Source organism: Sphingorhabdus sp. (assembly GCF_041737645.1).
Taxonomy (GTDB): Bacteria; Pseudomonadota; Alphaproteobacteria; order Sphingomonadales; family Sphingomonadaceae; genus Sphingorhabdus_B.
In genome coordinates this window covers 22,737-37,028 of the sequence record NZ_JBGSRI010000059.1, presented here as the reverse complement: position 1 = coordinate 37,028, position 14,292 = coordinate 22,737, and the positions used below count along the sequence as shown (strand labels likewise).

13 protein-coding genes and 1 pseudogene are annotated in these 14,292 nt (G+C 56.8%); 5 read left to right on the top strand and 9 right to left on the bottom strand.

Translation table 11 applies throughout. The features are described 5' to 3' along the window. Window positions 1-61 precede the first annotated feature (61 nt). The gene (gene gyrB, locus ACEW72_RS11155) at window positions 62-2,614 is read right to left on the bottom strand and encodes a DNA topoisomerase (ATP-hydrolyzing) subunit B (RefSeq protein ID WP_373476457.1); all 2,553 of its coding nucleotides are present in this window, start codon (window positions 2,612-2,614) and stop codon (window positions 62-64) included. Between the two features lie 156 nt (window positions 2,615-2,770). Here gyrB and ACEW72_RS11150 point away from each other — a divergent pair. The 3 genes and pseudogenes from ACEW72_RS11150 to ACEW72_RS11140 all read left to right on the top strand — a co-directional run bounded on the left by ACEW72_RS11150 (window position 2,771) and on the right by ACEW72_RS11140 (window position 5,495). Beyond that, window positions 2,771-3,113: pseudogene (locus tag ACEW72_RS11150) on the top strand (GxxExxY protein). A 341-nt stretch (window positions 3,114-3,454) separates the two neighbouring features. Next, complete coding sequence (locus tag ACEW72_RS11145; protein WP_373476456.1) at window positions 3,455-5,023, top strand: class I adenylate-forming enzyme family protein; 1,569 nt, start codon at window positions 3,455-3,457, stop codon at window positions 5,021-5,023. After that, on the top strand, window positions 5,013-5,495 hold the full coding sequence (locus ACEW72_RS11140; protein WP_373476455.1) for a DUF2721 domain-containing protein: 483 nt from the start codon (window positions 5,013-5,015) through the stop codon (window positions 5,493-5,495). Before ACEW72_RS11145 ends, ACEW72_RS11140 begins: the two co-directional genes overlap by 11 nt. Here the strand turns inward: ACEW72_RS11140 and coaD are convergent. From coaD to ACEW72_RS11120, 4 genes are all read right to left on the bottom strand, one after another. Next, complete coding sequence (coaD, locus tag ACEW72_RS11135) at window positions 5,492-6,001, bottom strand: pantetheine-phosphate adenylyltransferase (RefSeq protein WP_373476454.1); 510 nt, start codon at window positions 5,999-6,001, stop codon at window positions 5,492-5,494. The two genes, ACEW72_RS11140 and coaD, sit on opposite strands and share 4 nt — an antisense overlap. Next, window positions 6,001-6,882 (bottom strand): polyprenyl synthetase family protein, encoded by an 882-nt coding sequence (locus ACEW72_RS11130; protein WP_373476453.1) that lies wholly within the window; start codon window positions 6,880-6,882, stop codon window positions 6,001-6,003. Before ACEW72_RS11130 ends, coaD begins: the two co-directional genes overlap by 1 nt. Window positions 6,883-6,912: 30 nt before the next feature. Continuing rightward, a complete protein-coding gene (locus tag ACEW72_RS11125) occupies window positions 6,913-7,152 on the bottom strand; it encodes an exodeoxyribonuclease VII small subunit (protein ID WP_373476452.1) in 240 nt (79 codons plus the stop codon). Window positions 7,153-7,267: 115 nt separating this feature from the next. Then, the gene (locus ACEW72_RS11120) at window positions 7,268-8,449 is read right to left on the bottom strand and encodes a phosphatidylserine/phosphatidylglycerophosphate/cardiolipin synthase family protein (RefSeq protein ID WP_373476451.1); all 1,182 of its coding nucleotides are present in this window, start codon (window positions 8,447-8,449) and stop codon (window positions 7,268-7,270) included. 130 nt (window positions 8,450-8,579) lie between these two features. Here ACEW72_RS11120 and rpoZ point away from each other — a divergent pair, with 130 nt between their 5' ends. Both rpoZ and ACEW72_RS11110 read left to right on the top strand, forming a co-directional pair. Beyond that, window positions 8,580-8,924 carry a DNA-directed RNA polymerase subunit omega gene (gene rpoZ, locus ACEW72_RS11115; protein WP_160353827.1) on the top strand — a complete coding sequence of 115 codons (345 nt, stop codon included), beginning with the start codon at window positions 8,580-8,582 and terminating at the stop codon, window positions 8,922-8,924. Between the two features lie 89 nt (window positions 8,925-9,013). Beyond that, window positions 9,014-10,081 (top strand): DUF3667 domain-containing protein, encoded by a 1,068-nt coding sequence (locus tag ACEW72_RS11110; RefSeq protein WP_373476450.1) that lies wholly within the window; start codon window positions 9,014-9,016, stop codon window positions 10,079-10,081. On the opposite strand, the gene ACEW72_RS11105 is transcribed toward ACEW72_RS11110, so the two are convergent. From ACEW72_RS11105 to ACEW72_RS11090, 4 genes are all read right to left on the bottom strand, one after another. Further along, window positions 10,043-10,387: a hypothetical protein gene (locus ACEW72_RS11105; RefSeq protein ID WP_373476449.1), complete on the bottom strand. Its 345-nt coding sequence runs from the start codon at window positions 10,385-10,387 to the stop codon at window positions 10,043-10,045. The genes ACEW72_RS11110 and ACEW72_RS11105 overlap by 39 nt on opposite strands. A 144-nt stretch (window positions 10,388-10,531) precedes the next feature. Then, a complete protein-coding gene (locus ACEW72_RS11100) occupies window positions 10,532-10,669 on the bottom strand; it encodes a hypothetical protein (RefSeq protein WP_373476448.1) in 138 nt (45 codons plus the stop codon). 20 nt (window positions 10,670-10,689) lie between these two features. Further along, window positions 10,690-12,642, bottom strand: coding sequence for an ATP-dependent zinc metalloprotease FtsH (ftsH, locus tag ACEW72_RS11095; RefSeq protein ID WP_373476447.1), 1,953 nt, complete (start codon window positions 12,640-12,642; stop codon window positions 10,690-10,692). Window positions 12,643-12,786: 144 nt separating this feature from the next. Next, window positions 12,787-14,256: a sulfotransferase gene (locus ACEW72_RS11090; RefSeq protein ID WP_373476446.1), complete on the bottom strand. Its 1,470-nt coding sequence runs from the start codon at window positions 14,254-14,256 to the stop codon at window positions 12,787-12,789. Window positions 14,257-14,292: the final 36 nt, after the last annotated feature.

Here is a 14,292-nt window from a genome sequence, read left to right as displayed (position 1 = left end):
CGGCGGGAAGTCTATTGAACTTCCTGCAAGGTGGTCACTCCAACACAACACTTGGGCAAGATCAAACGTCCAGATTGGCCACGTTCAGTGCGTTTTCCACGATGAAGTCGCGCCGCGGCTCGACGACTTCGCCCATCAGCTTGGTGAAAATGTCATCGGCGACGTCGGCCTGATCGATTTCCACGCGCAGCAGGCTGCGGTGATTGGGGTCGAGTGTCGTTTCCCAAAGCTGTTCGGCGTTCATTTCGCCCAAGCCTTTGTAGCGTGAGATCGACAGACCCTTGCGGCCCGCCGCCAGCACCGCGTCGAGCAGTTCGGACGGACGGGTGATCGCGCCCTTGTTGCCGACGCCAGCCGGGGTGACGGCGCGTTGCACTTGATCGCCCACGGCGGTGATTTCTTCGCCTTCGTCGTCGGTTTCAGCTTCCACTTCGACAACCGCGGCGCCGGTCGATTTGATCAACCGCGCGGGTGTTTCATAGCTCGTGCTTTCTTCGCTGGCGAGTTTGTGCAGTCGGCGTGCCTCTGCCGATAGCAGGAATGCGGCTTCGATGATGTGGTGGTCGGTCACGCCGCGCCACAGCCGTTCGAAATGATAGCCGCCATCTTCGGAAACGCGGCCGGTCCATTTGCCCTCGACATCCTGCGCGCCCATCCAGGCGGCGGCCTTGGCAACCGCAGCGGTGCGGTCGCTGGCTTCGGGGTCGAGCGCACTGGTGAGTGCCATCGCCTCGATTATGGTGGGGTCATAACGGCGCGGGACGAAGGCCATCAGGCTGCGCATGCGGCGGGCATGGTCGACCAGAGACGCCAGATCGCCGCCAGCCCTTTGTCCGCCAGCGCCTTCGAGTACAAAGCCGTTCAGGCCGACATCGACCAGATGGTCGTCGAGCGCCTTGTCGTCCTTCACATAAATTTCGCTGCGGCCCTTGGCGACCTTGTAGAGCGGCGGCTGCGCGATGAAGAGATGGCCGTTTTGGATAATCTCCGGCATCTGGCGATAGAAGAAAGTCAGCAATAGCGTGCGGATATGGCTGCCGTCGACATCAGCGTCGGTCATGATGACGATCTTGTGGTAGCGCAGCTTTTCGATGTTGAAATCTTCGCGGCCGATGCCCGTGCCCATCGCCTGGATCAGCGTACCCACTTCTTTCGATGAGAGCATCCGGTCAAACCGTGCGCGTTCGACGTTCAGGATTTTACCCTTCAGCGGCAGAATCGCCTGATAATGGCGGTCGCGGCCCTGCTTGGCCGAGCCGCCTGCGGAGTCACCTTCGACCAGGAACAGTTCGGATTTTGCCGGATCCTTTTCCTGACAGTCAGCCAGCTTGCCGGGCAAGGACGCAACGCTCATTACCGATTTGCGGCTGGCTTCACGGGCCTTGCGCGCGGCTTCGCGAGCGGCGGCGGCGTCGATGACTTTCTGGATCACGGTGCGCGCATGGCCGGGATTTTCCTCCAGCCATTCGCTCATCCGGTCGGCCATCAGGCTTTCCAGCGGCTGCCGCACTTCGGATGACACCAATTTGTCCTTGGTCTGGCTCGAGAATTTCGGGTCGGGTAATTTGACCGAGACAATCGCGGTCAGACCTTCACGCATATCGTCACCGGTCAGGGTGACTTTCTCTTTCTTCAGCACACCCGATTTCTCGGCATAATTGTTGAGGGTGCGGGTCAGCGCCGAACGGAACGCGGCCAAGTGGGTGCCGCCGTCACGCTGCGGAATGTTGTTCGTGAAGCAGAGGACATTTTCGTAATAGGAATCATTCCATTCGAGCGCGACATCGATGCCGATGCCATCCCGCTGCGACGAAATGGTGATCGGATCTGCCAGCAGCGCCGCCTTGTTACGGTCGAGATATTTCACGAAAGCGCCGATGCCGCCTTCATAATAGAGGTCATGCTCCTTGACCTCCTCATGCCGTTTGTCGCGCAACAGGATGCGAACGCCGGAGTTAAGGAACGCCAGTTCACGATAGCGGTGCTCAAGCTTGTCAAAGTCGAATTCGAGCACATTCTTGAAGGTGTCGGTCGATGCCATGAAGGTCACTCTTGTGCCCTTCTTGCCTTCCGGCGCGTCGCCAACAACCTTGAGCGGGCCCACCGCATCGCCATGTTCAAAGCGCATCCAATGCTCCTTGCCCTGACGCCAGATGGTGAGTTCGAGGAATTCGGAAAGCGCGTTCACGACCGAAACGCCGACGCCATGCAGACCGCCGGAAACCTTGTAGGCATTGTCGTCGGACGTGTTCTCAAACTTGCCACCCGCGTGCAGCTGGGTCATGATGACCTCGGCGGCTGACACGCCTTCTTCGGTATGCATGCCGGTCGGAATTCCGCGGCCATTGTCCTCGACACTGACCGATCCATCGGGGTTGAGTTCGATCAGCACCAGATCGCAATGACCGGCCAGAGCCTCGTCAATCGCGTTGTCCGACACCTCGAAAACCATGTGGTGCAGACCCGATCCGTCATCGGTATCGCCGATGTACATGCCGGGCCGCTTGCGCACTGCGTCGAGGCCTTTCAGCACCTTGATGCTGTCTGCGCCATATTCATTCTGGTTGGGGGATGCGGCGCTGTCGCCGGTACGTTCTTCGGGAATATCATTCATCGCGGCACTATAGGGGAAGCGCCACCAAAACCCAAGCTATTGCGACCGTTTTCCACATCTATTTGACGTGGTAAATCAGTTGGTTGGCTCATCGCCAACCTTGTGCCAGTTATTTGGTTACAAGAAAGAAGAAAAAGAAGAAAAAAGAGAGAATTTATGTTTGGCAAACGGCACGAGCATCTGTTCTCGGTGGCTTATGACGCCGGGTTGCAATTGCACAGGGAACTTGGACCGGGCCTCATGGAATCGGTCTATGAAACTGTGCTTGCCAGTCGCCTCAAAAAGTCTGGTTATCAGGTCGAACGTCAGAGGCCGGTTAGCATAACTGTTGATGGGATCACTTTCCCTGATGCCTATCGCGTAGATTATCGTCGAGGGCCTGCTTGTCATCGAACTGAAATCGCTAGAGAAAATGTCCAGCCTGCATATCCGTCAAGCTTTGACATATGTTAGGCTGCTGAAGCAACCCTTTAGCATTTTGATGAACTTTGGAAATTAAACTTTCTCTGAAGGCACGCGGCGAATTATGAACAATCATTGTTTGCCTTGTTGATTGGGAACGGCCGTCTTTCTTTGCTGAACTATTGCGCCATTTGTTCGGTTAGAAGAAAAAAGAGAAAGAAGAAAAAAGAGAAAACTCTCTTTTGTACAACGGCATTTGCGAAAGAAATGTAAATACTAGTGCGCTGCTTTGTCGGTTAAGACATGAGTCCTTTTTTCTTCTTTTCCTTTTTTCTTCTAATAAAAAACTCAGGCACCACACTCGAAATTTTCCTCCTTTCATCCGGCGAAAAAACTGCCACAACCGGACATCACAGTTCCCTTCCAACAAGGCACCCAATGACATTTGATCCCCATGCCGAGCTTGATAAACCGTTCGGTTCCTATCCCGACCTAATTGCGCATTGGGGCAAAGACCGGCCTGACCGCGTTGCGCTGGATGATGGCCGGGAAAGCATGACCTGGGGTGAGGTGTCGGCGCTGGTCGACCGGATCGCGGCGCGGCTGCAGCGCGATGGCCTGCAGAAGGGTCAGGCGGTGGCGATACTGGGGACCACTTCGGTGCGATATGCACTGGCCTATCTGGCGGCGGTGCGCGCGGGTGGCTGTGCTGCGCCACTGACGACTTCGGCCGCGCCGGGGCAGCTGAACGCCATGCTGCGCGACAGTGGCGCGATGCATCTGTTTATCGACGCACCAAAGCTGGCCGATCTCGCGGGTGAGGATTTGCCGGTGCTTCGCCACATCATGCTCGACGCGCCGCTGGATGGCTCGCCCGACATTTACGAATGGATGGCCGAGGAAGGCGCGACGCCGGCTGATGCAGGATGCACGGCTGCCGACCCGTTCAACATCATCTATTCCAGCGGAACGACGGGAACGCCAAAGGGCATCGTCCATTCACGAGGGATGCGGTGGCGGCATGCTGCGGTGGGGCCGAATGGCGGTTATGGCGAGCCGGGGCAGAAATCGCTGGTTTCAACCCCGCTTTATTCCAACACGACTTTGGCGCTGGTGATGCCGACGCTGGCTTATGGCGGGTCGCTCTACATGATGCCAAAATTCGACGCCGCCCGTTATCTGGAGATTGCGGCGCGCGAACGGATCACGCACACGATGCTTGTGCCGGTGCAGTATAAACGGCTGATGGAGTATGACGGCTTCGACGATTTCGACCTGTCGTCATTCCAGATCAAATATTGCACAAGCGCGCCTTTTTCCGCCGAGCTCAAGGCGCAGGTCGTCCGCCGCTGGCCGGGCGCGCTGATCGAGATCTACTCGATGACCGAAGGCGGGGTTGTCTGCCTGCTGCATGCCCATAAATATCCGGACAAGCTGCATACCGTCGGGCAACCGGCCCCGGGCAGCGAGGTTTTCACCATAGATGGAGAGGGCAACCGCCTGCCGCCCGGCAGTGTGGGTGAACTGGTGGGACGGTCGCCGACGATGATGTCAGGCTATCAGAACCAGCCGGAAAAGACCCGCGAAGCCAGTTGGATCGATGAGGATGGCAGCCGGTGGCAGCGCATGGGTGACATTGGCCGGGTGGATGAAGACGGTTTTATCGAACTGATCGGCCGCGCCAAGGACATGATCATTTCGGGCGGATTCAACATCTATCCGGTCGATCTGGAGGCCGTGCTTCTGCAGCATGCCGATGTCGAGGAAGCCGCCGTTATCGGCATCCCGAGCGAGCAATGGGGCGAGACCCCGGTCGGATTTGTGACCGTTGCAAAAGGCCAGTCGCCAGACGTCGAGGCCGTGCTGGCGGCGACGAATGCCCTGTTGGGCAAGACCCAGCGGCTGTCGGCGCTCTATGCCATTGACGAGATGCCGCGCAGCCATATCGGCAAATTGCTGAAGACCGAACTGCGCGATCTGGCATTGGAGAAAAAAGATGCACGCTGAATTCGGGCCAGACCTGAATATGGTGATCTCGGTGCTGCAGACCGCGCTCACTCCGGCCTTTCTGCTGGTTGCGGTGGGCAGCCTGCTGAACGTCCTGACCGGCCGCCTGTCGCGCATCATTGACCGGTCCCGCGACCTGCAGACACTCCACGCCACGACCGAGGGCGAATCCCATCAACGGGTGGTAAGCGAACTGCGGATTATCGAGAGACGCATGCGCGTCGTCGGATCTTCCATCCTGTTCGCGGTGCTTTCGGCGATTGCCGTGTGCGTTATGATATCGCTGCTGTTCCTGATGGGCCTCACCCAGTTTTCGGCACCATGGATCGCGGTAGCGGTGTTCATGCTGGCACTGCTGCTGCTCGTCGCCTGCCTCCTGCAGTTCGTGCACGAAATCCGGCTGGCAACCTATGCGATCTACGTACCCGAAGAATATCTCGAGCTACCGGAAAAGACGAGACGGAAGGGTTAGTCGCCTTTGCGGCCCAGTTTCTCGACCCGCGCAACCACTTCGTCGCGGATGGCGGGCGTCACAAACTTGCCGATTTCGCCGCCATAGATCGCAATTTCCTTGACCAAACGCGAGGCGATGGGTTGCAGCGATACGTCGGCCATCAGGAACAATGTTTCGACGCGATTGTTGAGCTGCCGGTTCATCCCGGTGAGCTGATATTCATATTCGAAATCGGTCACGCCCCTGATGCCCCGTATCACCGTGGTTGCACCGACCGATTCAGCAAAATCCATCAGCAGCGAGTTGAACCCGACGACACGAATGCTGGCATCGCCGATCGAGGCGACTTCGCGTTTGACCATCGCGATCCGTTCGTCGTCCGAAAACATCGGCGACTTTGCAGCGTTGGTGGTCACACCGATCACCAGTTCGTCGACCAGCTTTGCCCCGCGCCGGATAATATCCATATGGCCCAGCGTGATGGGATCGAATGTTCCGGGATAAACGCCAATTCTATGTGCCATTAACGGTCCCTTTCCGTAATGTAATTGGCAATGGCGCGCAACAGGTCTGCTTTCGAACCATAGCTTGCCAGATGCTCGTGGGCCTGCGCGACCAGCATCGCTGCCTGCTGCTTAGCGCGGTCTAGGCCCATGAGCGAAACGAAGGTGCCTTTGCCCGCATCCGCGTCCTTCTGCAGCGCCTTGCCCGCCAGCTCAGGGTCGCCTTCGACATCCAGGATGTCGTCGGCAATCTGGAAGGCGAGACCAATGTCGCGGGCGTAGCCTTTCAGATGGGCACGGCCTTCGGGCGGGATGCGCCCCAATATCGCGCCCATTTCGACGCTGGCAGCAATCAGCGCGCCGGTCTTCAGCGCTTGCAGACGCGTGACCGTCGGCAGGTCAAAGGTCGTCTTTTCGGCTTCGAGATCCATCATCTGGCCGCCAGCCATGCCGTCAGGGCCACTCGCTAGTGCAAGCGTTGCAATCAGTTCGCTGCGGACGAACGGATCGCTATGGGTGCGCGAGCTTGCCAGTATTTCGAACGCCAGCGCGTGTAGAGAATCGCCGGCCAGCACTGCCGTCGCCTCGCTAAAGGCGCGATGCACCGTGGGCTTGCCGCGACGCATGTCGTCATCGTCCATGCATGGTAAATCATCGTGGATCAGTGAATAGACATGGATGGCCTCAACCGCGGTTCCGACGCGAAGCGCGACGTCGCGGTCGACATGGAACAAAGCGGCGGTGGCAGCGACTAGCAAAGGTCGCAGCCTTTTTCCGCCGCCAATGGCCGCATGCCGCATGGCCGCGTAAAGCGGGTCGCGCGCGTCACCCGGCATCGCGAGCAGCAGGTCGAATTCGGCATCGACATCGGACGCAATCTGCGCCAGCGCATCGTTTAACATGACCGTAGAAGGGCTATTAGCCATCTTTGCTCAACCGGCGTCGAAAGATGTGGTGCCGCTGGGCGATCCATCGGAACCCAGCGTAATAGCTTCGATCCGGGCCTTTGCCGCGTCCAGTCGTTCCTGACACAAGGCACGCAACTGGTTACCACGCTCATAAAGTGCAATGGATTCATCGAGCGGTGCTTCGCCACTTTCCAGCTTGTGGACGATATCCTCAAGTGCGCGCAGCGCTTGTTCGAAATTCAGTTCGGGTGTTTCGGCAGGCATGCAAAATGCAATGGCGCTCGCGGCTGTTCGGGTCAAGCTTTTCGGGAGATGGCGTGGAAATCAGGGACAGGCTGTGCCATCAGTGCGGCCCCTTATCCGGCCGTGCCTGTCGCTGCTACCGGTTCCGCAACAGACGGAATTTAATCCGGCGGCCGACCGTATAATCCACCGTGTTGACCAGAAAATAGGCAAGGCCGCCTTTGAAACGGCTCCACCAGCTGTCGCGATTTTTCAAGAGCTTGACGGTCTGTTCCTCTGATTGTGTAACCAACAGGTCAACCAGGCCGCGCATATGGGCGGCTAATGCGGCATCCTTTATCCGCAACATGATTTCCAGATTGATAAACAGGCTGCGGACATCCAGATTGGCCGAGCCGATATACACCGCGTCATCGATGACCATCAATTTCATATGCAACGGGCGTGTCTGATATTCATACAGGCTTGCGTTGCGTTTTATCAGATAGCGATAGAGCACGCGGGCGGCGGGGATAGTCGCTCCGTTGTCTGTTTTGCCCGCCAGCACAAGGCGCGAGCCTTTGCCCCGCTTGGCCACACGGGCAACGCGTCGCAGGATAGTTTGCGATGGCGCGAAATAGGCGGAGACAATATCGAACCTTTTGCCCACCTGTAATGACCTTTTCAGCGTGAGCGCCCAGGGCGAAATGCGGTTGGTCGGGCCGCCGAGCAGCCACTGGATCCCCCCGATACCCGGCCGCCAGTTTTTGATGACCCCGCGAATCTCGAGAAAGCGGACCTTGCCGTCCTGCGATAAGCGGTCAAGATCATCGAAATAATCGGCGAGGCGCGCAACTTCTGCGCCCGAAACAATCAGGCCCAGATCCTCCCAGCTATCATCGCCCTTGCGTCCGAAATATTGGTCGGTGATGTTAAACCCGCCGACCAGCGCGTGGCGTGCATCGGCAATCAGCATTTTCTGATGGTTACGGATCAGATACCCGAAACCTTTGCGGGTGCTGAAAAAATGATATTTCCCTCCTGCTTGGACAAGGGGTTCGAAATATGCATAATCAAGATCCGCCGAACCGAAGCTGTCAACAATTAGCTGCACCCGCACGCCGCGCTTTGCCGCGACGATCAACGCATCCAATATCTCCCTGCCGGTCTCGTCATCGGCATACATATAAAAAAACATCCGGATTGACTGTGTGGCCGCTGCAATCACGGCGTGCATCGCGGCGAGCCGTTCATCAGGGGCGTGCACGACAAACAGGTCATGCCCCGCCGCTGCGAAATGCTCTCCGGGAAATTCGGTGTGTGAGGGACGGGCCGCCATAACAGCGGGGTAGTGCCTCACGTCGCTATCGGCAAGTAAAGCAAATGACACGCCGTTTTCATTGACATTTTCATGCAGTAACCCTAGGTGCCTTCAACTTTCCGAAATTTGTGAAGAATCAGGAGCCAGCATGGCACGCGTTACCGTTGAAGATTGCATTGATAAGGTCACCAACCGCTTTGACCTCGTATTGCTCGCAGCCGAGCGCGCACGCGAAATTTCCGGTGGCGCTGAACTGACTGTTGATCGCGACCGGGATAAAAACCCTGTTGTCGCATTGCGTGAAATTGCAGAAGAAACCGTACGTCCCGACCATCTGCAGGAAGGCCTCGTACAGTCGCTGCAGAAGGTTCAGGTGGATGAAGATGAAGAAGCCGATGAAATCGGTTCGATCAGCCTTTCCGCCGAAGCACTTCGCCTGACTGCGGCTGCACCTGCACGCGGCGCAGGAATGCAGCGCGATTACGACCGGTAATCCGGCTGATCCGATTTGATAGAAAAAGGCCCGGCTCGTCCGGGCCTTTTCTTTTTGGCAATCGCGATTCGCGCTGATAGACAGACGGCATGAATGGGGAACTGGTCGGGGCAGCAGATATTATCACAGGTGCGGCGCTTGCCCGCGCCGTGGAACCTGATGCGGGGGAAGGCCGGGGCGTAGCCGAAAAGTCCTGCCTGAACTGCGGCGCGACACTGATGGGGGCGCATTGCCATAACTGCGGGCAAAAGGCCCATGTGCACCGGACCCTGCACGAATTCGGCCATGATATCCTGCACAGCGTGCTACATTTCGACGGCAAGATCTGGCGAACGCTGCCGATGCTTTTCTGGAAGCCAGGGGAACTGACGCGTCGCTATGTGCATGGCGAACGGGCTAAATTTGTCTCTCCATTGGCGCTATTTCTGTTTTCTGTATTTCTAACTTTTGCGACGTTCAACGGGCTGGTGCCGGACGGCGGGGCGTCCTCGCCGCAAGGTTCCACCGCCAATATCGAAGAAAGCCGCAAGGAATTGCTGACCGAAATGGCGGGATTAGAATCGGATATCGCTGCCGCGCGCAAGGCAGGCAAGCCAACACAGGCTTTGGAAGAACAACTGAAAGACCAGAAGATCGCCGCCAGCCTGATGGGGACCGCGGCCAACACATTTTCGCCGGTCGTAAAGGTAAAGGGCGACTGGAAATTTACCGACCTTGTTTTCCCGGGCGCGGACGCGTTAAATTTGGCAGTTAAAAAAGCTAAGCAGAACCCGCAGCTGTTACTCTACAAGGTGCAGTCGAATGCCTATAAATATAGCTGGGCTCTGATACCGATTTCAGTGCCTTTTGTCTGGCTGCTGTTCTTCTGGCGGCGCCGGTTCAAATTGTTCGACCATGCCGTGTTTGTAACCTATTCGCTCAGCTTCATGATGATGCTGGTCACCACAGCGGCCATCTGCATCCAATATCCACAAACCGAGCCATTTGGCGCCCTGCTTTTAACTTTCTATCCACCCATCCACATGTACCGGCAAATCCACCAAGCCTATGAAACATCACGATTCGGTGCCTTTTGGCGAATGTGTTTTTTAAACTTTTTTGCGATTACCGCGCTTATATTATTCACGGTTTTGATTGTCGCCCTCGGCGTCACCTAACAACAACCGAAGCTTGATCTGGCCGCTTTCCAGATAGGGCGCGACAATTGCGGCCATGCGCGCCTGCCGCTCGGTCACCATGGCGCGGTTGAAGAAGGTGTTGGCAAGGACGTCGGCAATTTGCAGGCCGGGCAGACGGTGGCTGAGTTCCAGTTGCGCCTGACCGCAGGGGCCGACAATCGCCGCAATATCCTTTCGCACGAGCGACAGCGTTTCGGGGCCATAGCGGCCATCGTCCATAAAGACACTAATGCAGTCGTCCGAAGCCGGAACCATCGCGCCGACCACATCTTCGAGCAATTGCACATAAATGGCGACATCATGGTCGCCCCGGTCGCTGCCTTGTTCGGGAACGAGAGCGGAAATGGCGATGCCGACGGTAGCCGACCAGTTTGCGGAGTCGAGTATTTCGAAGAGCAGGCCCCGTTCGGCCAGATCGATACGGCTGCCCTACAGTTCGCCGAGCAGACCAGTGACTTCGCGGAAACGGGCAAGTGTCTTTTCGGCGTCCGCCGCCGCGATAGACAGCGCCGCTAGGGTCATCACACCCCGGCCGACGCCGCCCGATTCATCGCAATAGATCGGCATGATGCCGGACCCGTTCGGTTTTACGCGCCCTGCGGATTTGGTTCGCCCGAAAGGCCGCTCGACTTGCCACGCCCTGCCTTGGGAATGGCGGTGCCGGTTTGCGGAATGCTTGATGGCTTGGCAATCGCGCCATCGTCGCGTTCGAACTTGCCGGTGGCGAGCAAGGACTTGATCTCGTCACCCGACAGGGTTTCAAATTCCAGCAACGCATTGGCCAGCAAATGCAGCTGCTTGTTATGCTTTTTCAGCAGATCAGTCGCTCGCTTATGCCCGCCTTCGACCAGCTTGCGGATTTCGGCATCGATCTTCTTCGCGGTTTCGTCCGACATGGCCGAACGTTGCGACATGCCATATCCAAGATAGCCATCCTGCCGCTCTTCATATTGCAGCGGGCCCATTTCGTCGGACATGCCCCATTGGGTAACCATGTCGCGCGCCAGGCTGGTGGCGTACTGGATATCGCTCGACGCGCCCGACGACACCTTGTCATATCCGAAGATCAGCTCTTCAGCGACGCGGCCGCCCATCGATACCGATAGGTTGGCGTGCATCTTGTCGCGGTGATAGCTGTAGCTGTCACGCTCGGGCAGGCGCATTACCATACCCAGCGCACGGCCGCGCGGGATGATTGTCGCCTTGTGTATAGGGTCCGAAGCGGTTTCGTGGATTGATACGATCGCGTGGCCAGCCTCATGATAGGCGGTCATTTTCTTTTCGTCTTCGGTCATGACCATCGACCTGCGCTCGGTACCCATCATCACCTTGTCTTTGGCGTCTTCAAATTCCTGCATCGCCACCAGACGTTTGCCACGCCGCGCCGCCAGCAAGGCCGCTTCGTTCACCAGATTAGCGAGATCGGCGCCGGAGAAACCGGGCGTACCACGCGCGATGACGCGGACGTCGACGTCAGGGGCCAGAGGCACCCGCTTCATATGCACTTCAAGTATCTTCACGCGGCCATCGATATCGGGACGCGGCACAACGACCTGACGGTCGAACCGGCCAGGACGCAGCAAGGCCGGGTCCAATACGTCGGGACGGTTGGTGGCGGCGACTATGATGATGCCTTCATTGGCTTCAAAGCCGTCCATTTCGACGAGCAACTGGTTCAACGTCTGCTCACGCTCGTCATTCTGGTTGCCAAGGCCTGCGCCACGGCTGCGGCCCACGGCGTCGATTTCGTCGATGAAGACGATGCACGGTGCGTTTTTCTTGGCCTGCTCAAACATATCGCGCACGCGGCTTGCGCCGACGCCGACGAACATCTCGACAAAGTCCGAACCGGAGATAGAGAAGAAAGGCACGCCAGCCTCGCCGGCAATTGCACGGGCGAGCAGGGTTTTGCCGGTGCCGGGCGAACCGACGAGCAACGCTCCCTTGGGGATCTTGCCGCCAAGGCGCGAGAATTTATGCGGGTCCTTCAGGAATTCGACGATTTCCTGAAGCTCATCGCGGGCTTCGTCGATACCGGCGACATCTTCAAAGGTGACGCGGCCATGCTTTTCGGTGAGCAATTTCGCCTTGGACTTGCCAAAGCCCATCGCGCCACCGGCTCCGCCGCCCTTCTGCATCTGGCGCAGAACGAAGAAGGCGATGCCTAGGATCAAAAGAAAAGGCAGCGCCTGATAAACCAGTATCAACAACAGACTTGGCTGTTCTTCGGCTTTACCCTGTACATCGACGCCCTTTTCATCAAGCAACGGGTATAGGCTATTGTCGCCGGGAATGGGAACCGTGACGAATATTTCGTCATTCTGCAATTTACCGGTAATCCGTTCAGGAGCGATGGCGACGGATTTGACCTCGCCTGCTTCGACCTTATCCCGAAAACTGGAATAGCTGATACCCTTCGTGGGTTCCGACGATCCGCCAAATATCGATGCGACGAGCAATATGGCAACAATGATGGCGGACCAGATCGCCATATTACGCAACAGCGGATTGCCCTTGGACTCCGGTTCTTCGTTCATCATCTACGCCTTAGTTTTCTTCACCTGACCGAGATGCGACAGGTTACTTTTGCAATGTAAGCGAGAATGCGTGAATGACAATATAATGAAACGGATATTTTGAATTATCGTGCCGCCTTAAGTGATGAATGACGGCGCGGTAGATAATCACCCGAATACCGGGAGGTCGCGCTTGGCCGCCGCGTAGGCTTGGCTGAACATTTCCAAATGCCGTTCATAAGGTGCAGCGCTTCCTATGGATGTTGTATTGATAGGCTGCCTTACCTGCATCACGCTTGCGGTTTTGACCGCTCTGCTTGTTTCGTGCGGCTTCAACTGGGCCGGTTCCAGTTTCAACCCGCAATGTGCGGTCAATTTCCCGATCTGCGCTTCCGGACTGCTGACCAGTTCGGCATAGTCAATTACCAGAAGCTGGCTTCCCAACCGGTCTGTCCAATATTCGATTAGCGCATCTTCTATCGCAAAGTGGCGCGCGATATCTTCAAGCGACCATGACCAGTCCAGTCCGTTCAAAAACCATGTGCGAAACGATGACCATGCACAATCCAGCGGATCGCGTCGTAGCCACAAGATCGGGGTTTTCGGGAATATCGTCGCGATCAGGCCAAGATAGCGGCTGACATCGAGCGATTTATCAACGGCGCGACCAGGATTTGGCAGCCGTTGGGTCAAAAGATGCTGGTATATCGCCTGCAAATCTTGATATTTGCCTCCTTCGGCGGTGAACCGGGACAAATCCGACGCGGACTTGCCGATATCTTGCACGACGAGTTGCATCAGGCCCAATTCTTCGCCGCCACCCACTGCGCTGTGGCTGTTTAATATCTGCTCGACCAGTGTCGTACCTGAACGGGGCAGTCCGCTGACGAATATGTGTGATGCAATATTTTGCGTTTGATCGTCACGATCCGTCCTACCGTGCAACAGCGCGTCCCACCCTGTTACAGATTGGGCCGCGTCATTCTGGTCAGCTGCGTGATTATAGGGTCTGACAGTCTGCATGATTTTGGCGCCCTGTGAAAAGGCCGAGAAAGCATCGTCATAGGCACCCGTTTCTTCATGCGCCTTTCCGCAAGCATAGGCATAGGCGCTTTTTTCAAGGTCGGGGGCCTGTTCAAAATTCCTCTTTGTATCAAACAGATCCGCTCTGTCTGCCTCCTCCAATTTACCCGACATGGCTAGCGCCAGCCAAGATTGGCCCGATGTAGGCGCACGCTTGCACGCCGTTCTTAAATGACCGCGTGCTTCGTCGGTGCGCCCCAAATTCAACGCCAACGTCCCCATACTATAATGATAGTCGGCGGCGTTTGGTGTTTCATAAGGAAGGCTGTTTAATAGAGCATCGGCCTTTTCCAACCTGCCCAATTGGGCATAGAGTGCCGATAATTCATATTGAACCGCCGGGCTGTTGCCAGCCCATGCACAATAATTTTGCATGGCCGATATGGCATCATCGACTTCGCCATTTTTCTTCGCAATTGCCGCCATCGATTTCCAGCGATTGCCCAGCGGCGGCTTTGCGCGCAGAATCTGCTTGACGACATCGGCGGACTTCGTCCGGTTATTGCTGCGAAGCGCGTCGCCCAGATGGAAGATCAGTTTTTCTACGTCAGCCATTGGGAATGCCTTAAAACAATCGGGAAACATAAAAAA

Bases quoted from the DNA above. Each gene is read 5' to 3' on its own strand.
- gyrB (WP_373476457.1), bottom strand. From the start codon at position 2,614: ATGAATGATATTCCCGAAGAACGTACCGGCGACAGCGCCGCATCCCCC.
- ACEW72_RS11145 (WP_373476456.1), top strand. From the start codon at position 3,455: ATGACATTTGATCCCCATGCCGAGCTTGATAAACCGTTCGGTTCCTAT.
- ACEW72_RS11140 (WP_373476455.1), top strand. From the start codon at position 5,013: ATGCACGCTGAATTCGGGCCAGACCTGAATATGGTGATCTCGGTGCTG.
- coaD (WP_373476454.1), bottom strand. From the start codon at position 6,001: ATGGCACATAGAATTGGCGTTTATCCCGGAACATTCGATCCCATCACG.
- ACEW72_RS11130 (WP_373476453.1), bottom strand. From the start codon at position 6,882: ATGTTAAACGATGCGCTGGCGCAGATTGCGTCCGATGTCGATGCCGAA.
- ACEW72_RS11125 (WP_373476452.1), bottom strand. From the start codon at position 7,152: ATGCCTGCCGAAACACCCGAACTGAATTTCGAACAAGCGCTGCGCGCA.
- ACEW72_RS11120 (WP_373476451.1), bottom strand. From the start codon at position 8,449: ATGGCGGCCCGTCCCTCACACACCGAATTTCCCGGAGAGCATTTCGCA.
- rpoZ (WP_160353827.1), top strand. From the start codon at position 8,580: ATGGCACGCGTTACCGTTGAAGATTGCATTGATAAGGTCACCAACCGC.
- ACEW72_RS11110 (WP_373476450.1), top strand. From the start codon at position 9,014: ATGAATGGGGAACTGGTCGGGGCAGCAGATATTATCACAGGTGCGGCG.
- ACEW72_RS11100 (WP_373476448.1), bottom strand. From the start codon at position 10,669: ATGCCGATCTATTGCGATGAATCGGGCGGCGTCGGCCGGGGTGTGATG.
- ftsH (WP_373476447.1), bottom strand. From the start codon at position 12,642: ATGATGAACGAAGAACCGGAGTCCAAGGGCAATCCGCTGTTGCGTAAT.
- ACEW72_RS11090 (WP_373476446.1), bottom strand. From the start codon at position 14,256: ATGGCTGACGTAGAAAAACTGATCTTCCATCTGGGCGACGCGCTTCGC.